21 protein-coding genes and 1 tRNA gene are annotated in these 20,469 nt (G+C 69.5%); all 22 read left to right on the plus strand.

Annotation, left to right across the window (positions count from 1 at the left end):
• Positions 1-198 precede the first annotated feature (198 nt).
• The 22 genes from NI17_RS14205 to NI17_RS14305 all read left to right on the plus strand — a co-directional run bounded on the left by NI17_RS14205 (position 199) and on the right by NI17_RS14305 (position 20,446).
• The gene (locus NI17_RS14205) at positions 199-846 is read left to right on the plus strand and encodes a hypothetical protein (RefSeq protein ID WP_068689109.1); all 648 of its coding nucleotides are present in this window, start codon (positions 199-201) and stop codon (positions 844-846) included.
• Between the two features lie 79 nt (positions 847-925).
• The gene (locus tag NI17_RS14210) at positions 926-2,539 is read left to right on the plus strand and encodes a DUF2510 domain-containing protein (protein WP_243597517.1); all 1,614 of its coding nucleotides are present in this window, start codon (positions 926-928) and stop codon (positions 2,537-2,539) included.
• Between the two features lie 94 nt (positions 2,540-2,633).
• Complete coding sequence (gene orn, locus NI17_RS14215) at positions 2,634-3,269, plus strand: oligoribonuclease (RefSeq protein WP_068688652.1); 636 nt, start codon at positions 2,634-2,636, stop codon at positions 3,267-3,269.
• Between the two features lie 73 nt (positions 3,270-3,342).
• Positions 3,343-3,418: transfer RNA gene (locus NI17_RS14220), tRNA-His, on the plus strand.
• Between the two features lie 463 nt (positions 3,419-3,881).
• Entirely contained in the window at positions 3,882-4,982 is a 1,101-nt protein-coding gene (locus NI17_RS14225) for a hypothetical protein (protein ID WP_068688650.1), read from the plus strand.
• Between the two features lie 66 nt (positions 4,983-5,048).
• The gene (gene cpaB, locus NI17_RS14230; RefSeq protein ID WP_068688648.1) at positions 5,049-5,834 is read left to right on the plus strand and encodes a Flp pilus assembly protein CpaB; all 786 of its coding nucleotides are present in this window, start codon (positions 5,049-5,051) and stop codon (positions 5,832-5,834) included.
• Positions 5,835-5,874: 40 nt separating this feature from the next.
• Complete coding sequence (locus NI17_RS14235) at positions 5,875-7,482, plus strand: CpaE/TadZ family protein (RefSeq protein WP_068688647.1); 1,608 nt, start codon at positions 5,875-5,877, stop codon at positions 7,480-7,482.
• Entirely contained in the window at positions 7,472-7,858 is a 387-nt protein-coding gene (locus NI17_RS14240; RefSeq protein ID WP_068688644.1) for a TadE family protein, read from the plus strand. The genes NI17_RS14235 and NI17_RS14240 overlap by 11 nt, the downstream gene beginning before the upstream one ends.
• Positions 7,859-7,898: 40 nt before the next feature.
• Entirely contained in the window at positions 7,899-9,251 is a 1,353-nt protein-coding gene (locus tag NI17_RS14245; protein WP_068688642.1) for a TadA family conjugal transfer-associated ATPase, read from the plus strand.
• 17 nt (positions 9,252-9,268) lie between these two features.
• Positions 9,269-10,177 carry a type II secretion system F family protein gene (locus tag NI17_RS14250; protein WP_084012462.1) on the plus strand — a complete coding sequence of 303 codons (909 nt, stop codon included), beginning with the start codon at positions 9,269-9,271 and terminating at the stop codon, positions 10,175-10,177.
• Between the two features lie 47 nt (positions 10,178-10,224).
• Complete coding sequence (locus NI17_RS14255; protein WP_068688638.1) at positions 10,225-11,127, plus strand: type II secretion system F family protein; 903 nt, start codon at positions 10,225-10,227, stop codon at positions 11,125-11,127.
• Positions 11,128-11,130: 3 nt separating this feature from the next.
• Positions 11,131-12,336 (plus strand): sensor histidine kinase, encoded by a 1,206-nt coding sequence (locus NI17_RS14260; protein WP_068688637.1) that lies wholly within the window; start codon positions 11,131-11,133, stop codon positions 12,334-12,336.
• Between the two features lie 23 nt (positions 12,337-12,359).
• Positions 12,360-13,034 carry a response regulator gene (locus NI17_RS14265; protein ID WP_068688636.1) on the plus strand — a complete coding sequence of 225 codons (675 nt, stop codon included), beginning with the start codon at positions 12,360-12,362 and terminating at the stop codon, positions 13,032-13,034.
• 109 nt (positions 13,035-13,143) lie between these two features.
• Positions 13,144-13,377 carry a hypothetical protein gene (locus tag NI17_RS14270; protein WP_068688635.1) on the plus strand — a complete coding sequence of 78 codons (234 nt, stop codon included), beginning with the start codon at positions 13,144-13,146 and terminating at the stop codon, positions 13,375-13,377.
• 82 nt (positions 13,378-13,459) lie between these two features.
• A complete protein-coding gene (locus NI17_RS14275; RefSeq protein ID WP_068688633.1) occupies positions 13,460-14,107 on the plus strand; it encodes a pilus assembly protein TadG-related protein in 648 nt (215 codons plus the stop codon).
• A gap of 132 nt (positions 14,108-14,239) precedes the next feature.
• The gene (locus tag NI17_RS14280) at positions 14,240-15,301 is read left to right on the plus strand and encodes an OmpA family protein (protein ID WP_243597518.1); all 1,062 of its coding nucleotides are present in this window, start codon (positions 14,240-14,242) and stop codon (positions 15,299-15,301) included.
• A gap of 448 nt (positions 15,302-15,749) precedes the next feature.
• A complete protein-coding gene (locus NI17_RS24455; protein WP_267887165.1) occupies positions 15,750-15,872 on the plus strand; it encodes a hypothetical protein in 123 nt (40 codons plus the stop codon).
• Positions 15,873-15,902: 30 nt separating this feature from the next.
• Positions 15,903-16,574 (plus strand): C40 family peptidase, encoded by a 672-nt coding sequence (locus tag NI17_RS14285; protein WP_068688631.1) that lies wholly within the window; start codon positions 15,903-15,905, stop codon positions 16,572-16,574.
• Positions 16,575-16,655: 81 nt separating this feature from the next.
• Positions 16,656-17,450, plus strand: a complete 795-nt coding sequence (locus NI17_RS14290) for a hypothetical protein (RefSeq protein WP_068689105.1) — start codon at positions 16,656-16,658, stop codon at positions 17,448-17,450.
• A 295-nt stretch (positions 17,451-17,745) separates the two neighbouring features.
• Positions 17,746-18,588 carry a MinD/ParA family ATP-binding protein gene (locus NI17_RS14295; protein WP_084012430.1) on the plus strand — a complete coding sequence of 281 codons (843 nt, stop codon included), beginning with the start codon at positions 17,746-17,748 and terminating at the stop codon, positions 18,586-18,588.
• 89 nt (positions 18,589-18,677) lie between these two features.
• On the plus strand, positions 18,678-20,003 hold the full coding sequence (locus NI17_RS14300) for a hypothetical protein (protein ID WP_068688629.1): 1,326 nt from the start codon (positions 18,678-18,680) through the stop codon (positions 20,001-20,003).
• An 11-nt stretch (positions 20,004-20,014) separates the two neighbouring features.
• On the plus strand, positions 20,015-20,446 hold the full coding sequence (locus NI17_RS14305; RefSeq protein ID WP_234401697.1) for a hypothetical protein: 432 nt from the start codon (positions 20,015-20,017) through the stop codon (positions 20,444-20,446).
• The last annotated feature ends 23 nt before the right edge of the window (positions 20,447-20,469 follow it).

Raw genomic sequence — 20,469 nt, forward strand, 5'->3', positions numbered from 1 at the left:
GGAGGTCGGGCGCGGGAAGGTCCGGGGGACCTCGGTCCCGGCTGCCCTGGGATCTCCCGGAGCCGAGGCCGCCAGCCCTCCGGGGGTGACCGGACGGATAGACCCTCCTTGCCGGGGGATGCCGTCTATGGACTTGCCGCACGTATTCGCATACGCAGTGGTTTGCGGAGTATGTGGACCCACTGAGAGGTGGCCGACATGGCCAACGCCTGGATGCCCGGCGCCAGAAGGGTGACCGGCACAGTGCCCGCGGGACGCAGCCGCGGCGGAGCGCCGCGCGCGGTCTGGTGTGTGAGCGAGTCCGATCCCGACCGGTGGTCCGCGCGTGCGGCCGCGCGGCAGCTCGACCGCACGGGGCGCACCGCCCATCTGGTGTGGAACCCGGTGACCGGCGACATCGCGCAGCTCCTCCCGGCCACCGCGGCCGCCGCAGGCCAACTCACCCCCGCCGGGAGCGTCGACCGGGCGCTGGAGGGCCGTGTCTGCATCCTCGTCCAGGTCGTCGGCCGCTCCCCGGCTCCCTTCACCGACAGCCCGCTCAACGGGCTCACCGCCATCCTCGACTGGCTGGACTCCTGGGAGATCCCCCGGTCCTGGCCCGCAGGACCTCCCGGGCCGCTGCCCCCGCACCGGGACGACGCCGACCGGGAACGCCTGTGGGCGCAGGGAGGACACTTCGGCCACTCCCAGGTTCCCGGTTCCGCGGCCGACGGCCCCGGAGCGATCGACGTCGAACGGATGCGCGACGGCCGGCTGCCCCGTCCCCGGCAGGAGCGTCCCGTCGCGTCAACGGCCCCGTCCCCCTCCAACGGGACGCGGTCCCGCCCCGTGCCCCGACACGATTGAACCGTCCGCATTGCGGCGGTGACGGGCGCAAACACCCTTGTGGTCCTGCCGAGTCCGAAAACCCTCTAGTCTGTCGCCCATGGGTGGATCGATCGAGCCAGGCTGGTACGCGGATCCCGAAGGAACTCCGGACCAGCTCCGTTGGTGGAACGGCAGCGAGTGGACGCAGCACGTCCGCACGCTGTCCGAGTTCACCTCAGATCAGCACGCCGCCGAAGGCTCGGCGGCAACCGAGAACCTGACCGACTCGGGCGACGGGACCGGCCCTGACCAGGCGACCGTCGATCTCAGCGGCGGCCCCTCCCCCGTCGACGCCACCATGCGCATCGACCCCCCGGCGGCCCCCACCCCCGACCACGACGACGAACCCACCGCCGACCTCTCCCCGCAGGCTCCCCCGACGGACCACGCCGACCAGGCGACCGTCGATCTCAGCGGCGGCCCCTCCCCCGTCGACGCCACCATGCGCATCGACCCCCCGGCGGCCCCCACCCCCGACCACGACGACGAACCCACCGCCGACCTCTCCCCGCAGGCTCCCCCGACGGACCACGCCGACCAGGCGACCGTCGATCTCAGCGGCGGCCCCTCCCCCGTCGACGCCACCATGCGCATCGACCCCCCGGCCGCCCCCACCCCCGACCACGACGACGAACCCACCGCCGACCTCTCCCCGGATGCCCCCGGCTCCCGCCTCCCCGGTGACGCGGGAGCCGACGACGCTCCGAAGACCGCGGTGTTCACCCCCGACGACGCGCCCCGGACCGCGGTGTTCAACCCCGGCGATCCGATGTTCACGCAGGCGGCCGAGGGCGGGAGCGCCGAGGAGGACAAGGACGGCGGCAAGTTCAACAAGTTCCTCGGCAACCTCAGGGAGGGAATCCAGGACTACCGGGCCGAACTGGCCGAGGAACGGAAGAAGCGCCAGGAGGAGCAGCACCGCAGGGCCGAGAAGGAGGCGGAGGAGCGTCGCAGGCGCGCCGAGGAGGAGCAGCGGCGCGAGCAGGAGGCCCAGGCCGCCCGCGCGTCCGCTCCGGAGGGCTCCTCCCCCCACCGGCCGGGTGACTCCGGCACCGGAGAGCCCCCCGCGGACCGCGCACGTCCGGCAACCGCCCCCTCGGGGCCCACCCCTGGCCACGCCCCCTCCGGCCCCAACGCCGGTTATCCGCCGGTCTCCCCTCCCAAGCAGACCCCCCACCCCGGCGCCCCCCAGCGGCCGTACCCGTATCCGCCGCAGACAGGACCGCAGCAGGGCTCCGTACCGGCCTACCCGGCGCAGCAGTACCCACCCTCCCGTCCGAATCCGGCGTCCCCGCCACACCAGCCGGTGCGCGGGCACGGCGCGGCACCGTCCCCGTCCGGGGGCTACCCCGCGGTTCCCCCCGGCCGCCCGCCGCAGGGTCAGATGCCCGTGCCGTACAACCGCGGCGGTCAGCCCCCGCGGGGAGTGCCCGGACAGCCCCAGGTTCCCGGACGGCCCCAGTGGGGCCCCGGTCAGGGCGGAAGCCCGTACCCGACACAGCCTCCCGCCCCCCGGAAGAAGAAGGGCGGCTGCTGCGGCTGCGGCTGCGCCTCCATGCTCATCATCCTCGTGGTTGTGCTGGTGGCCTTCGGGCTCGGCACCTACCTGTGGCTTGAGGAGAACGGACTGCTGGTCGCGATCTTCGGACACCCGAGCCTCGTGGGCCTGTGACACCGGTCTGCCTGCGCCCCGCGGCGGGCGGGAGCGCAGGCAGACGCCGTCGGCGGGGGACTGGACGTAGGGGAAAAGTTCTAAGCTATCCCCCATGAACGACAGCCTGGTGTGGATCGACTGTGAGATGACAGGGCTCGATCTGAAGAAGGACGCGCTGATCGAAGTGGCCTGTCTCATCACGGACGGCGAACTCAACCAGCTCGACGAGGGCATCGACGTGGTCATCAAGCCGCCGCAGGCGGCGCTGGACCAGATGGGCGAGTTCGTCACCCGGATGCACACCACGTCGGGACTGCTGGCCGAACTCGACAACGGGGTGACCCTGACCGAGGCCGAGCAGTTGGTCCTGGAGCACATCCGGCACCACGTCCCGGAACCGAAGAAGGTTCCGCTGTGCGGGAACTCCATCGCGACCGACCGGGCCTTCCTCGCACGTGACATGCCCCTCATCGACGAGCACCTGCACTACCGGATGGTGGACGTGTCCAGCATCAAGGAACTACTGCGCCGCTGGTACCCGCGGGTGTACTTCGCCAGTCCCGAGAAGCACGGCGGCCACCGGGCACTCGCCGACATCACCGAGAGCATCCAGGAACTGCGCTACTTCCGCGCCGCCGCCTTCGTTCCCCCGCCCGGCCCGGACAGCGCCACTGCCAAGGCCATCGCCGCCGACATCGTCGCGGGGAGAGCCGGCACCGGTGTGGGCGCCCCCACCGAAAAAGGGTGAGCGGACCACTCCCAGAACCCGGTAGTATTCTGCTGAACGCAGACGCCGACCGCGGTCCGGCTCCGCGCTCATGGTGGGTGTAGCTCAGTTGGCAGAGCACCTGGTTGTGGTCCAGGTTGTCGCGGGTTCAAATCCCGTCACTCACCCCAGCAGCCCCGGTCTGAGGACCGGGGCTCTTCTGTTTCCACTCCCATTCGCCACCGTGTCCCCTCTCCGGGACGGGGTGGGGCCGACGCGGGCCGTCCCACTCCGTTCTTCTCCGGTCTCCCCCGCCAGGTGTCCACGCCACGCCGTACGAGTCGGGCTCCCGCCCCGGCGCGCGGTATTTCCGGGAACGTCACACGGCACTCCGTGTTCCCGAAGGAAGCGATCCCTGTCCACAGCGTCATTGTGCGGGCTTGCTTTTTCCTGTTCTGATAACGCACCGTAGAGCGTGATGTCGGCAACGGTCCTTTCGTCGAATTCACATCCGGGGAGCCACCGCCTTCTCGTTACGATGAACCCCGCAGGATCGTTCGAGGTAACCCTCCACACCGACCAGCAACGTCCCAAGCGCCTCACCCCCTGGGAGCTTGTACCTTGTCCAGCGGCCGTTCGAGGTCCACGAGCGTCGTGGCCCTGCTCGCAGACGTACCGAGCACGGGCCACCTCGGCGATGCCCGGGCACGGCGCTTCCCGCTGGGCGGCGACGACCTCGCCGCCCAGACCGGCGAGTTCATCGACTTCGCCGCCCACCACGTCACCCACGGCAGGAAGGTCGTCGCCCTCTACCCCCGGTGGCAGGGCGGTCGGGCCGAACGCGCCGTCCGGTTCGCCCGCGGCGCGCTGCGCACCGACCACATCGCCGCCGTCCCCGTGGACGTGTCGCCACTGGCGCTCTCGCTCCTGGCCGACCAGGTCGCCTATCTGGCCCCCTACCTACCGGCCGGTCTGGTCGCCGAACTCGCCGACGAACTCGCCTCCCACGTCCTGGCCGGCGGCTGGCTCAGGAGCGTCGCCAACCTCTCCACCATTCCCATCACGGTCAAACAGCACATGGGCTCCTTCGCACCGGGTGTGGCCTTCCTCGCCTTCTGCGCCCCGGTCAAGCGAGTGGGCCGGGTGAAGAAGACCGACCCCGCGGCGAACATCCCGTTCCTCCCCGTGAACCCGGTGCAGATCCTGGTCTCCGCGGGCGGGGACGCCGACCGCACCGCCTTCGACACGCAGTTCCTCCCCGTGGTCGGCGCCACGGCCATGCGCGAACTCCCCGAACAGCCGCTCGGTGCCACCTACTGGGGCTCCCCCAGGTACGTCGAGTTCGTGGTGTTCAGCGCACACCAGGACGCGCTGGCCCACCCCGTGCGCGCCCTGCGCTCCACCACCTGCGCGTGGTGCGGCGAACGAGTCGTCGGTCCCCGCTGCCGGTTCTGCGGAGCCGCCAACCAGACCCCGGCGGGACGGCCGCCCGCCCACCGCGGGGCGGCCCCACCGCTGTCCTCCCCTTCCGCGCCCCCCGCCGCAGCGCCTCCGCGGGGAACGCCCCCTTCCCCCTCCGGCCCTCCGCCCCCGTCCGGTCCGCGCGTCCCCGGACCGCCTCCCCACCCGTCCTCTCCCGCAGGCCCCCCGAGCCCTCCGGAAGCGAACGGCCGCCCCCGCCCACAACCGCTCCCCCCGTCCCCCGTCCCACGCACCGAGACCGGGCCCGTGCCGGAATACCGTCCGGCACGGTGAACCCGGCGGTCGCCGCCCTGTCCTCCCGTCCCAGCACCGCCTGGTCAGAACTAGAAATGGAGCGCCATGAACCCCCGTCAACGACGCGGCGTTCTGCTCATGATCGTCGCCGCCCTCGGCGCGGTCCTCGTGTTCTTCACCGTCGTCTCGTACGTCAACACGCTCAGCAGCGAACTGGGCACCTACCGGACGGTTCTGCGGCTCACCCAGGATGTCGACCCCTACCAGCCGATCACCGAGGACATGGTCGAGCCCTACGAGGTCCCCGCCAAGTTCTTCGACGAGGAGGTCTTCCTGACGAACCTGGCCGAGGCCGACGAGTCCCTGACCCAACCGGGCAGTGAGGCGGTCTCCTCGACCTTCCTGCAGGAGGGCACACTGCTGCAGAAGAGCATGGTCATCCCCGCCCCCGCGCTGGAGAGCGGAGAGCGCGAGATCGCGATCATGATCAACGCCGAGACCGGTGTGGCGGGGAAGGTGTCCCGCCAGTCCAGAGTGGACGTCTACGCCACCTTCCAGCCCAACGACCAGTCCAACGCCTGCGCGGTCCGCATCCTCACCGACGTGGAGGTGCTCGACGTGGGAGACATCGGGTCGCAGATCGACGCGCAGACCGGCGGCACCAACGCGGTCGTCCCGGTCACCTTCCGGCTCACCCCCGAACAGGCGCTCCAACTCACCTACGCCGAGGCGTTCGCCTCCAAACTCCGCCTGGCACTGGTCAGCGCGCAGGGCTCGGGCGCCCCGGGCGACCTCGACTTCTGCGCCGAGGACCAGTTGGCCGCCATCGGACAGCAGGGCGACGAGGACGGAACGGACAGCGACCCGAGCGGCACCACCGGCGGCAACTGATGGCGACCACCCCTTCCGAGTCTCTGCGGGGCGATGACGGATGAGCACATACCAGGTCCTGATCGGCGTTCCCACCGACGAACTGGAGGACGTCCTCACGGCCAGGTTCGAGGAGATCCCCGACGCCGGCGTCGTGGGCGTGCACCGCTCGTCCCGGGAACTCGTCGAGAGTGTGGCCGGCATCCCCGGTCTCGACGTGGTACTGGTCCACGGGGATCTCGGCCCGATACCGGTGTTCGACCTCATCCGGGACATCTCCCGCAGCCACCCCCAGCTCGCGGTCATCCTGATCGTGGACGAGGCGGCGCCCGACACCTTCACCAACGCCATGGAGGCGGGCGCGCGCGGCCTCCTCCAGAGCGACGCCACGGTCGACGAGCTCAGAGCCCGGGTCGCCCACGCGGCCGAGTGGTCACGGACCCTGCGCCGCCATCTGGAGGCCGCCTCCCTGGACCTTCCACTGCCGGGGCGCCGCGGCCAGATCGTCACGCTGACCGGCGCCAAGGGCGGGGTGGGCACCACCACCACCGCGATCCACCTGGCCAGGGTCGCGGCCAAGGCGGGCCGGATGGTCTGCCTGGTCGACCTCGACCTGCAGTCCGGCGACATCCCCGGCTACTACGACCTCAAGCACCGCCGCAGCATCGTGGACCTGGTCGAGGCCGCCGACGACATCAGCGCCGCCATGCTCGCCGAGACCCTCCACGTCCACCACGACGGGCCGCACATCCTGCTGGCTCCCGTGCACGGCGAACACGGCGAGGACGTCACCGCGCGCGCGGCCCGCCAGATCCTGGGGGCGCTGCGCTCACGCTACGACCTGGTGATCATCGACTGCGGTTCCTCCGTCAACGACGCGACCGCGATGGCGGTGGAACTGTCCGACACCTCGGTGGTACTGGTCACCCCCGACCTTCCGGCGCTGCGCGGAGCCCAGCGGCTCATCGCGATGTGGGGGCGCCTGCAGATCCGCGACACCAAGAACGTCACGGCCCTGCTGACCCGCCACAGCCGGAGGAACGAGATCCAACCCGACTTCGCCCGCAAACTGCTGGGCACCGAGATGCTGCGCACCACCGTCCCCGCCGCCTACCGCGCGCTGGAGGAGGCGTCCAACACCGGAACCCCCGACCGGCTCACCGACGAGGGACTGCTCAAGGCGTTCGGTCGGCTCGCCGCAGAACTGGGAATGCTCACCCCGGCCCACGACGGCGGTCCCGCCGCCCCCCTGGGGGAGGCCGCCGAGGGGGTGTCGGCGCGCCGCCTGCGCGGCAGGGGGGATTCCGGCGCCTCGATCGTGGAGTTCGCCTCACTCGTGCCGTTCCTGGGGCTGGCCCTGTTACTGGCCTGGCAGATCGTCCTTCTCGGAGTGACCGGTCTGTACGCCTCGCACGCGGCCGGCGAAGGCGCCCGGCAGGCGTCCATCACCCCCGACGACTCCGAGGCGATCCTGGAGGCGGCCACCAAACGGGTGCTTCCCCCCTGGGACGAGGAGGGAACCTTCCGGCTGGAGCAGGTCGCGGTGGACGGCAACACCTACGTCGAGGTGACGATCGCGATGCCGGCGGTGCTGCCGGGCGTGGACAGCCCCTGGGACATCAGCAGCCGGTCACTGGTCTTCCCGGAGGGGGGAACCGATGCCGCGTAGCCCCTCCCGCTCCGGTCGCCGCAGACCCGGCCGCCGTGACGACCGCGGCTCCCAGATCCTGGAGTTCGCCGTCTATTTTCCGCTGTTCCTTCTGATGGCGGCGGTCGCGTTCGAGGTGTTCCTCGCGTTCGTCGCCGTGGAGCACGCCGAGAACGCCGCCCGCGTCGGTGCCCGCACGGTGCAGCGGGACGGCCCCCTCGGCGCGGTCGGGGTGATCCGGGACGCGCTCCCGGACTGGCTGGACGACGCCCAGGTCCGCGCGGGGGTCACCGCCGACCGCACCGCCTACGCCGAGGTCGAGATCGCCCTCCCCCTCTTCTTCGAGGTGGCCGACCTCGACTACACCGTGGTCCGTCGCGTGGACATGGCCGCATGATCTCCTTTCGAACACTTCTCCGCTTCACCGGGTAGGGCTCATGGCACTCAAGGACCGTCTCAACGAGGACCGCATCGCCGACCAGCACGCCGACCGCGGCAGCGTCGCCCACTGGCGCCAGCGTCTGCTGAGTGAGATCAACCTCGACGACCTGGCCATGCTCAGCCTCGAGCAGCGCCGCATCCGCCTGGAGAAGGTCGTCGGCCACATCCTGTCCCGCGAGGGGCCGGTGCTGTCCGACCGGGAACGCAGCAACATGATCCGCCGGGTCGTGGACGAGGCGCTGGGCCTGGGAGTGCTCGAACCGCTGCTGGCCGACGAGAGCGTCACCGAGATCATGGTCAACGGCCCCGACAACATCTTCGTGGAACGCCGCGGCCGGGTCGAGCGCCTCGAGACCACCTTCGCCAGCGAGGAGCAGCTCTACCAGACCATCGACCGGATCGTCTCCGCGGTGAACCGCCGGGTCGACGAGTCCAGTCCGATGGTGGACGCCCGGCTGCCCACCGGTGAGCGGGTCAACGTGATCATTCCGCCGCTGTCGCTGTCGGGGCCGGTCATCACGATCCGCCGTTTCCCCAAACCCTTCACCTTCGAGCAGCTGGTCTCCATGGGCAGCATCGACCAGGCCACCGGGGTGCTGCTGTCCTCGCTGATCCGCGCCCGTCTCAACGTGGTCGTCTCGGGCGGCACCGGCACCGGCAAGACCACCTTCCTGAACGCGCTGTCGGCGTTCGTGCCCTCCCACGAACGCATCATCACCATCGAGGACTCCGCCGAACTGCAACTGCAGCAGGAGCACGTACTGCGGTTGGAGTCGCGCCCGCCCAACATCGAGGGCGAGGGCGCCATCACCATCCGCGACCTGGTGCGCAACTCGCTGCGCATGCGTCCCGACCGCATCATCGTCGGTGAGGTCCGCGGCCCCGAGACCCTCGACATGCTCCAGGCGATGAACACCGGCCACGACGGCTCCCTGACCACCGTGCACGCCAACTCCTCCCACGACGCCGTGCACCGTCTGCTGACTCTGGCCTCCATGAGCGAGGTCAAGGTCCCCTTCGAGGCACTACGCGACCAGATCAACGCGGCGATCGACGTCATCGTGCACCTGTCCCGGTACCCGGACGGATCCCGCCGGGTGGCCGAGGTGTCGATGGTGGCCTCCACCCGCCACGAGGAGTTCCGCCTCGAACCGCTGCTGCGCTTCGAGGCGCACCGCTACGAGACGGGCCGCAGGGTCACCGGCGACTTCCGCCGTTTTCCGCTGCCCCGGAACATCGCCTCGCGCCTCCACAGCTCGGGCGAGACGGTTCCGGCGGCGTTCGGCGTCCGGTCCGCGCACTCCGCCCCGTTCCCCAACGGTCTGTCCTCCCCCGGAGGTTCGCTGTGATCTACCCGCTGGTCATCATGCTGGTCACGATCGCCGTCCTGGCCGTGGCCGTGTGGGGCTTCCTCGTCTACATGGACGGCGTGGCGCAGCGCCGGCTGCTGGCCGCACGCAGCGTGCTGGACGAGGTGGAGCGGCGGGCCAACACCCCGCTGGCGCGTCTGGACGTGTGGCTGCGCCGCACCGGCCCGGGCCACCAGGTCGAGATCCGGCTGGCCCGCGCGGGAGTCAAGACGAGGGTCGCCACCTTCGTGCTGCTGCTGACGGGCACGGCGGTGGCCGCGGTCGTCCTGGTCTGGCAGGTCCTCGCCCCGCTGCTGGGCGTGCTCGCGGCCGGTCTGGTGGGTTTCCTGTTCCTGGCCTACCTGCGCCAGCAGGAGGAGAAACGCCGTGAGCTGTTCACCGCGCAACTGCCGGAGCTGGCCCGTGTGCTGTCCAACGCCACCCAGGCGGGGCTGGCGCTGCCCACCGCGATCGACATGGCCGCCGACGAGCTGGACGATCCGGCGGGAACGGAGCTGCGCCGTGTCGCCGAACTGCTCAAGGTCGGCCAGCCCCTGGAGAGCGCCCTCGTCGACCTGCGGGAGCGGATGCCCTCACGGGAGATCGGGGTGCTGGTGTCCACCCTGCTGGTCTCGTCCCGTTCCGGCGGCGCCCTGGTCACCGCGCTGCGCACCATCTCCGAGACGCTGGAGAACCGCAAGGAGAACCGGCGTGAGGTCCACACGATCCTGAGCGAGACCACCAGCACGGCGTGGGCGCTGCTGATCATGGGCATCGGGTCGCTGTTCCTGCTGAACGCGCTCATGCCGGGGTCGGTGCAGCGGATGACGGAGACCCCCGCCGGACTGGCCGTCCTCGCCGTCTCCCTCTCCCTGTTCGGTGTCGGGTTCGTGGCGATCCGTCGCCTGGCCCGCATGGACTCCTGAGCCCCCGTCCCGCCGCTCGGGCCCACCCCCTCGATCGGAGCTCTCCCATGACCCTTGGTCTCCCCCTCGCCCTGGTGGCGGGGCTGGTCGGCGCGCTGTCCGTGGCCTGCTTCCTCTGGGGCGCCCACCTGGTGACCCGTCCAACCGCGGTCGCCGAGGACTTCGTTCCCGCCCTCCCGAAGAAGAAGCGAGAGGGCACGTTCCTCCTGCACCGCATCACCGAACTGCTGGGGCACCCCTTCGGCGCCACCCTGATGGACCTGCTGGGCCCCGAGGGCCAGGCCCGGATCCAGAAACGTATCGACGAGGCGGGACGTCCCGGCGGGATCACCGTGCTGCGCTACGTCCGGCGCAAGACGGGAGAGGTCCTGCTGTACGGCACGCTCGGGATCCTGTTCCTCCTCAACGACAGCCCCATGATCGCCCTGGTGGTCCTGGCCTTCACCCTGCTCAGCGACATCGTCCTGTACACCGCCAAGCAGCAGCGCATGGACGAGATCCAAAAGCAGCTGCCCGACTTCCTGGACGTCCTGGCGGTGACGGTGAGCGCGGGCCTGTCCTTCCGGCAGGCCCTGGCCCGGGTGGCCGACGCCATGCCGGGGCTGCTGGCGTCGGAGTTCCGGCTCGCGCTACGCCAGATGGAACTGGGCAGCAGCAGACGCGAGGCGTTCGAGACGCTGCGCCGACGCAACCCCAACGAGTCGCTGGGTCGGTTCGTCTCGGCCTTCCAGCAGGCCGAGGACCTCGGGGCGCCGCTGGCGCAGACCCTGCTGAACATCAGCCTGGACATGCGCCGCGAGGACGCCCAGTACCAGCGCCGCAAGGCGGTGCGTCTCAATCCCCGGGTGACCGTGATCACCGCCGCCACGATGCTCCCGGGCCTGCTCCTCCTCATCGGAGGCGGTCTGTTCCTCGGCTCCGGGATCAACCTGGCCGCCTTCTTCGGATGAGCCGTGGACGAGAAGGGGACTCCCGCGCCGGTCCGGTCGACCGGACCGGTTCGGCTGCTCGTCCGGTTGCGCTTCCTGCTCACCGGTATCGCGCTGCTCCTGCTGCCTCCCGAACGGGTCTCCGTGGGAATCGTCGTGATGCTGACCGGCTACGCGGTGTTCTCCTGGCTGCTGTCCCGCTACTGGGAGCGGCTCTCGCCCCACGCGTCGCGCTGTCTCCCGCTGATCGTCGCCGACACCTTCGTCGCCTCGGCGATCCTGGGAGTGGGCGGCCCGTCGGGAGCCTTCTTCCTGGCCACGCTGTTCACCAGCACCGCCGCGGGGGTGCGGTACGGGGTCAGGGGCGTGGCCGGAGTCTCCACCCTCCAGGTTCTCGGCTACCTGGCGGCGGTGTTCGTGCCCTCGGGCGGTCCGGTGGAGGCCGGAGCCACGGTCTGGACGGGGGTGCAGGTCGTCGTGGTCCATCCGCTGCTCTACCCGGTCGCCGGGCACATCGGGCTGCGGCTGCGCGGCCTGTTCGAGGAGTTGACGTCGGAGCAGGAACGGCGGCGTGTCGCGGAGCGTGCGGCGGCGGCGGCCGAGGAGCGCACCCGACTGGCCCGGGACATGCACGACTCGGTGGCCAAGACCCTGCGGGGCATCGCCCTGGCCGCCCAGGCCCTGCCGCTCTGGCTGGAACGGGACCCCGAACGTGCGGCGGCCACCGCCGCGCAGGTGGTGGCCGCCGCCGGGACCGCGGTGCGGGAGATCCGGGAGCTCATCACGGACCTGCGGGAGAGCCCCGCTGGTCCGTCCGTCGCGGACGGCGTCGCCGCGGTGCTACGCGAGTGGTCCGCCCAGACCGGGGTGGCGGCCGGACTGTGCGTCCGTGGCACTCCGCTGCCGCTGCCGGTCGTCGCCCGGCACGAGACCGTCGCAGTGCTGCGCGAGGCCCTCACCAACATCGACCGGCACTCCGCGGCGGAGACCGTCACCGTGGAACTCGCCGCCGAGGCGGAACACCTGGTCATGACGGTCCGTGACAACGGCCGGGGGTTCGATCCCGTCCTCCCCCTCCCCGGCCGCTACGGCCTGGTGGGCATGCGCGAACGCGCGGCCCGCGCCGGAGGCTCCCTGACCCTCACCTCGGCCACCGGATCGGGAACCACCGTGACCCTGCGTGTCCCGATGGCGGACACGCCCTCCGAAGACCGCGAGCCGTCCCCGTGATCCCGAAGGAGACTCCTCCCCCCATGTCCCCGATCACCGTTCTCGTCGTGGACGACAACATCGTCGTCCGCGCGGGCCTGCTCGCCCTGCTGGAGACCTCCGACGACATCCGGATCGCCGGCGAGGCGGGAAACGGCGTCCAGGCCGTGGAGAGGGCCCGGCAGCTCCGCCCCGACATCGTGCTGCTCGACGTCCGCATGCCGGTGCGCGACGGAGTCAGCGTGGTCGAGGAACTCGCCGAGCTGGCCAAGGTGGTCATGCTCACCCACACCGAGGATCCGGAGGTCGTTCGGACGGCCCTGCGCCGGGGAGCCTCCGGCTATCTGGTGCACGGCCACTTCACCCTGGAGGAACTGGGGCACGCCCTGCGGGAGGTGGCGCGCGGCACCGGCAGTCCGCTCTCGCCCGTGGCAGCGACCGCCCTGGTCACCTCACTCCGCTCCGCCTCGACCGCTCCCGGCCCGGCCGACCCCGCTGCCCTGGGCCTGACCGGCCGGGAGGCCGAGGTACTCGGGGCGGCGGCGCGCGGCCTGTCCAACGCGGAGACCGCCCGTGAACTGTTCCTTTCGGAGAAAACCGTGAAGAACCACATCAACCGAATTTTCCGGAAGCTCGGCGTGGGCACCCGGGCAGCCGCGATAGCCCGGTGGAACGGACACGCGCTCCCCGATCCGAAGCCCTCGTCCGGGCCCACTTGAGGTCCCGGTTTGGTTCTACGGACCCTAGTCACCTGACCAGTCGTTTTCTAGACTGTTCACCGTCGTCAGAACAGCGGGAAACCACAGCATCCGCAGGAGGAATCCCCCCATGCCGAACCCGATCACCTCCCTCTGCGTCAAAACGCAGACCGCACTCACCGGTCGCCTACACGCTTCGCGTGCCCACCGCGACCGGGGCGCCGGTTTCGTGGAATACGCGGCCATCATCGTACTGGTGGCCGCGATCGCGGGGGCACTGTTCGCCAGTGGCCTCATCAGCGATATTACGAACGGAATTACAACCAAGGTCTACGAGATCTTCAGCCTCACCCAGCAGCCCTAAACTATTAATGACACTGTTCTCAGAAATCCGCAGGAAAATCTCGCCGGGTTCTTCGCCATCCGACGACAGCGGACAGGCCAACTTGTTCCTACTCGTCGGTCTGACGCTGGCTCTACTCGCGCTGAGTCTGCTCTTCATACGGTTGGGGGACGCCAACCAGTTGCGCAGTCAGGCGCAGACCGCTGCGGACGCCGCTGCTCTGGCTGCGGTCACGGTCTCCCGGGACCAGGCCGCCGAGATGCTGGCCGACAACCAGATCCCGTATTCCCGGCTCTACGACCCCGCACGGGGCCGCGCCCAAGCGGAGAAGTACGCCCAGCAGAACGGAGCGATCCTGGAGGAAATTCGGGTCAGCGACAACAGCATGGGGCAACTCGGCAATTTCGTCCGGGTGGAGGTCCGCGGCGCCAACTGCCGCAAAGAACTCGAGGAGGACCGCAGCCGCGGCTGGTCGGACACGGTCTGCGCGGACGCGGATGGAAACGGCGGCTTCGCGCGGATCGGCAACGCCTCGGCCATCGCCCAGATGGTCATGCCCGACTGCCACTACGTCTTCGCCGAGTCCCAGATCTTCGGGGTCGAATGCGACGGACAACTGGTCCAGAGCGAGCAGCACGCCCGCACCCTCATCAACATCCGCCTGGTATCGGCGGAGGGACGCTACCTCTACAAACCTCTTGACGTAGCCGATAATGAAGAAGAGGAGAGTACTCCCACCCCGTCCCCCTAAGATTGCACCTATTCATCCAGATACCCTCTCATCGCCGGAACCTTGTTATCAAGTCTTTTCTCCTGTCCCTAGTCGAATCCAGTTCCGTTGGCTAGGCTGATGAGTTGTCTGTTCTCGATTGGAAGGCTGTCCGTGGACCGACTGAGACCCAAGTCTGGTTTTCCCTATATTCTTCGACTGCTTCTACCGGTCATGTTGGGCACGGCACTGCTATCTTCCTGCGTCTCTGTTCCGGACGGTTCAGAGCCTTCTGTCACCACTACAGGCAGCACTGGGAACGACGAAGCCAGCGGTTCCTTCAACACCGAGGAGACCGAATCCTCCATTTCCTCTTCTATTTCGAGCGCAACCCCCGAAGGAGACCGTCTCAAATTCGACATCTTCTCCCTGGAGCGCCACTCAGCAGACCTTCTTGTATTGAAAATGCGGATTACCAACACAGGACAGGAAACCGCACATGTCTTTCGGACTCTCGCAGACCCTGAAGGAGAAATGGCAACTCCTGACGGTGTCTCCCTAGTCGATATGCAAAACAATAAGCGATACATGCCGTTCACCTTGACTGACGGAGAAACCTGCCACTGCTCCAACTGGAGAGGTCAAGAAAAACTCGCCCCTGGTGGAAATATTGACATCTGGGCAGCCTTCCCTTCCCCGCCTGAGTCCGTTGAACTCGTAGCAGTGACTACCCCAGCCACCCCTGACTTTCTTGATATACCAATTACCGAGGCGACCTCGCCCGATTCGGCTATTGTGGACACACCGACATCCGAACCTCGGGTCTTGGATCTGCGGGCATTCCAAGATGACATGGACGGAAATAGTTCTCGTACCGAGTCAGCTGAGGAGACCAGCATCATGCTCTCCTCTGATGTGCTTTTTGGCTTAAATGAGGCGACTCTCACCGAGGCAGCTGAGGAGGCGCTTCGGAACGTAGCCGAGGAGATCAATTCCTCCTCCGGCACCACAATTCAAGTTAACGGCTACACCGACGACACCGGCAGCGACTCAATCAATAACCCGCTCTCCCAGAAGCGCGCCGAGGCTGTGGCATCTAGGCTCGAAGAACTTGTCACCCGGGATGGAATTACATTCGAAGTATCCGGGCACGGATCCGCTGACCCGGTGGGCGACAACTCAACCGAAGAGGGCCGAGCAAAGAACCGTCGCGTTACCGTTACCTTCACCAAATAAAAGGGATCCAGATATGTGGAAGCCTCGGCCATTTACCACGTTTTTCCTCATTGCAAGTTCACTTGCCGCCCTACTAACTTCACCAACCGCACACGCACAGGACACCAAAAATGAAGAATTAACTACCCCCCCTTCGGAATCCCTACCCTCCATAGGCTCCACCACAGCCAGCAATACCACATGGAAAGGTGCGTACATAGAGATCAATGAACTTAAACGTTCATCCACGGGGCGATATACATCATTAACATGGACACTACACAATGAGACCAGCAGCAATATATCCCTTAGCTACTTTGACAATAAGGTATATCTATACCCTTCAGGAAAATCTGGAGACGGAGTGGTATTAATTGACGAGAGTCACGGCCTAAGATTTAATACCTACATCGACGGAGAAAACGACTGTCTCTGCGCCGGAGTCGACGCTTCGCCTGGGGCATTTCAATTGATAACTGAACCCGGCTCCCACACCACCTACTGGGCCTCCTACCAGCTTTCCGAGGACACCGAGGAAGTGACGATCGAGATCCCCGGTTTCCTGCCGATCAAGGACGTTCCCGTCAGTTGATCCCCCGACATCAGAACGAGGAGTTCTCCGATGGCGAGATCACGTGCCCGCTCCCCCCGTCGTTCGAAGGGCGACCGCGGGACTTCCGTACTGGAGACCTCGGTCGTGACGATCCTCGCCGCGGGGATCGTCATCGCTGTGGTCCAGTCCCCGGTCGGGGACTACTTCCACGACAGTGTCCGCGAGATGGTGTGCGTGGTCGACGGCCCCGAATGCGGGGGTGAGACCTGGACCGAGGTCGAACGGCCGGAGCCTCCCGAGGAGTACCGGTTCAACCTCACCGGACTGGAGTGGACGGGCGAGGTCACCGGTACCGGGAAGGCGGTGGCCGCCATCGAGTGGGCACTGCAGCACGCCAGTATGAACACCCCCTACGTGTGGGGAGCCAACGGGCCGAACGCCTTCGACTGCTCCAGCTTTGTCCAGTGGGCGTGGCGGCAGGCGGGGGTGTCCCTGCCCCGTGTCACCTACCAGCAGCAGCCCGCCCTGCCCGCTGTGCCGAGCATCGACCAACTCCAACCCGGCGACCTGGTCTTCTTCAACACCAACGCCCCCGGCCCGCCGCCCACCCACGTGGGCATGTACATCGGCGACGGCAGTTTCGTGCACGCGGCCAACTCTCGGCGCGGCGTCGTGGTCGACTCGCTGTCCGGCTACTATCTCAGCGCCTACGCGGGCGCCGGACGCCCGCCGCAGGAATAGCCGCCCGGTGCGCCGCAGCCTCCATTTCCGCCGTGCCCCGTGCCTCCCTCCCTCCGCACCGCCGACCCGGACCCCGTGCCCATGCCCTCTCGCTCCCTGCTTCTGGTGGCCGCCCTGGTACTCACGGCCACGTCCTGCGTCTCCACCGACGGCGGCGCCACCCCCGACTCCGCGGCCCAGGCCGCCTCCGACAGCCACACCCCCGATCCGCGGGCCGACGCCCAGCGGGTCGCGGAGCGGTGCCCCGGGTGCGCGGACGAGGTCCAGGTGATCACGGGACTGGTCCACGAGGGGGAACCGGCGCGGCTGGTCCTCACCGAGGCCGAGATGGCGGCGAACTCCCTGACCGGAGCGGACCGCATGGCCGCGGTCTTCCTGGTCCGCAACAGCGACGACCGGGTGCTCGCCGACAACCTGGACCTGGCCGCCACCGGCTTCGTGCCGCTGCCGGACGGCGACCCCGACACCACCACGGCGTTCGACCGTGGCAACGGCAACTTCGTCCTGCTCACCCAGGACCAGGGGCAGCCCGAACGGCAGCTCCTCGCCTGGCTCAACCAGGACGACCTGGCCACGGTCCGCACCTTCACCCAGCGGGGCGTGGCCACCACGGGACAGTCCGGGATCGAGACGGTCGACACGGACCGCGACGGCAGTCACGAACTCGTGAGCTACCTCGGCGACGAGACGCCGGAGTGGGCCGACCGGGACGTGCGGTTCCTCCACCGGTTCCACCCCGAGAGCCTGGACTACCTGCCGTGGCGGTGCGCCGAGAGCGACGACGGCGGAGTTTCCTACCCCGACCCGGTGACCATGTACGAGGCGCCCTGCTACGAGTTCGGCAACGGCCCCCTGCCCTGGCACGAGGGCGAGTAGGCCACCGCCCGGCGCCGGAGCGTCCGGTTGCCCGCCTCCCCTGGTTCCCGGTGTGCGGAATGCGTAGGATGCGGGCGCATCCCCTTACGGTCGCGGACCACGGGCCGCGGTGGCAGAAAGCACAACGGTGTCCTCAGCCTCTTCCTCTCGACCGGAACCGGCCGGCGGCCGGCGGCACCCCGACGCCCGCCGGTCTCCGCCGGATGCGCCGCGGCCGGGAACGGCCGCGGACCTGACCTCCGAGTCGCTGCTGCGCCCGGCGAAGCGCCCGCCGGGTGAGGGATGGCGGCGCGCGGTGTTCGCGGCCAGCCGCGGCCTGATCAACCCGGGCGAGTCCAGAACCGAACGCCTCCGCCGGGAACTGCGGGAACAGGTGCGCGGCCCCGCGGTGAGCGGGCACCACCGGATCGCCGTGCTCAGCATGAAGGGCGGCGTCGGCAAGACCACCACCGCCGTCGGCCTGGGTTCGGTGCTGGCCGAGGAGCGCGGCGACCGGGTGATCGCGGTGGACGCCACCCCGCACGGAGGCGCCCTCACCGACCGGCTGCCCGCCGGGCTGCGCACCGCACGCACCGCCCGCGACCTGGTCGCCCACCGGGAGACCCTCAGGCGCTACTCCGACGTGCGCGGCTACACCAGCCAGGCCCCGTCCCGCCTGGAGTTCCTGGACTCGGGCACCGACCCCGAAACGCACCGGGTCCTCAGCGACGGCGACTACCGCCACCTGGCCCGGATCATCGAGCGCTTCTACTCCGTCTGCGTCACCGACTGCGGAACCGGCATGCTGCACCCCGCGATGTCGGCGATCCTGGCGTCGGTCGACCAGGTCGTGGTGGTCTGCCCGCCCTCCGTGGACGGCGCGCGCGGCGCCTCCGCCACCCTGGACTGGCTGGAGGCCAACGGGCACGCCGCCCTCGCCCGCTCCTGTGTCGCGGTCATCTCCCGCACCGGCGGGAACACCGGGGTCGATCTCGACCAGCTGCAGCGCCACTTCTCCGACCGGTGCCGCCGGGTCCTGCGCGTCCCCGACGACCCGCACCTGGCCGAGGGCGGCCCGGTCGACCTGGCCCGGCTGCGTCCCGCCACCCATCTGGCCTACCTGGAACTGGCCGCCGAGATCGCCTCCGTCTTCCGTTGAGGGTCGCCTCGGCTGGGCCCTCGGACCCAGCCGACAATGGGGTCCAGGGCTGCTGTCCGCCCGTGTGAGTCGCTCCGTACAGTCCCGGCATGCGTTGTTGGCACCGGAACGACAGCGGAGGCGGTCTCGTCGAGTACGCCGCCCTCGTCCTTCTCGTCTGCGCCGTCGCGGCGGCCGCCGTCCTGCTCGCCCTGCCCCGCTCCGTCGCCGACGGCATCGCGCGCGCCGTGTGCCTGGCGCTGCGACTCGACGACTGCGGCCCGTCCCCCGCCGAGGTCGCCGACGCCGCCTACGAGCCCGAGCGCTGTCTGCAGACCCGCGTGACGGACGTGTCGGGCTACCAGGTCGAGGTGGCTGTCACGTTCGGCGGGGAGTTCTCGTTCGTCACCGAGTCCTTCTCCGACGGCCGGACCCACGTGACCCTCGTGGACACCGCCAGGCTGGAGGCCTCCCTCGGGGCGGGCGCGGGCCTCAACGCCACCAAGGCGTTCCGGCTCGGGGCTGAGGTCGGAGTCGGCGGCGGCCTGAGCTTTCCCAACGGCAGCACCTGGGTCTTCGCCGGTCCCGAGGAGGCCGAGCGGCTCATGGCCGACCTGCGGCTGCGGCAGCGCATCGACATCGCCGCGAGCGTCAATCCGCTCGTCGGCCGGGGGATCGACCTGGTCTGGGGGCCCGAGGTCCCCGCCCCGCACATCACCCGGACCGGGGTGGAGACCGAGGTGGGCGTCCAGGCGAACGCCGGACTCTCTGTCGGCGACGAACGCGGCGGACAGCGGGAGGGCGGGGTCGAGGAGTGGTCGGTCAGCCCCGCGCTGCAGGCGGAGGGCGCGGTCGGGGTGACGGCGGTGCTCAGCGAGTCCGTCGACTCGCGTGACGGCGGCGTGGCCACCACGTACTCGCTGGGCGGGACCGCGAGCATCGGCGCGGACTGGGTCGTCGGCGCCTGGAGGCCGGGCGGGGAGCGCACCGGGACGATGACCGTCACGCGCGACGCCGACGGCCGGGTCACCGGTGTGCGCCTCACCCAGGTCGCCGCGTCCGACTCGGGGACCACGGTGACCACCACCGAACTGGCGGTGGAGACCGCCGAGGAGCGCGCGACGGCGGAGGACTGGCTCGGTCTGGTCGCCGACGACCAGGTGCTCCCGCTGACGTGGGACTCGATGGCGCCCACCGGGCTGGGTGAGGATCCGGGTCCGTTCGAGCGGTGGGTCTTCGAGAGGGGACGCACCTCACGGGTGCACTACTCCGGCAGCGACAACGTCCACGAACTGGGGGGCAACATCAGGCTCGGGGTGGGGCTGGGGCTGGGCGGTACCTGGGGGGACGAGTCGCTGACGGTGACCGACGCCGAGTATCTGGGCGCGCCGGTGGGTGGCATCCGCCCCTACGTCCCCTACGAGACCTGTGCCTGAGGAGGAGCCGGATGGATCTGGTCGTCTGCTGGCTGGTCGGTCTGGTGGCGTGGTTCGTCTGCAACGCCGCGGGGACGGGCGTGGTGGTGCGGGCGGCGCCTCCCGAGCAGTTGGCCGCCTTCGAGGGGGTGGTGCTGTGGTACGGCAGCGCCTCCCTGGTGTGCACCCTGGTCGCCGCCGCGTCGGCCGCTCTGGCGCACCGCGCGCCCCGGTGCGACCGGGTGGGCCGCGACGCAGCGGCGGCCCTGGGCGCGCCGGTGGCGTCGGTCGCCGTCAACTCCGTGCTCGTGGCCGCGGAGCCGTCCCCCGCCTGGGGCGTCTTCCTGGCCCCGGCGGCGCTGTCCCTGGTCGGCGCGGTGGCCGGATGGCTGCTGGTCCGTGCGCTGCGTTCCCGTCCCGAGGAGCGGCGTGGGGCCGCGGTTCCCACGTCGCGCCGACGGTGACGGTCCTCGCGGGCCGCGGCCGG

The organism is Thermobifida halotolerans (genome assembly GCF_003574835.2).
Taxonomy (GTDB): domain Bacteria; phylum Actinomycetota; class Actinomycetes; order Streptosporangiales; family Streptosporangiaceae; genus Thermobifida; species Thermobifida halotolerans.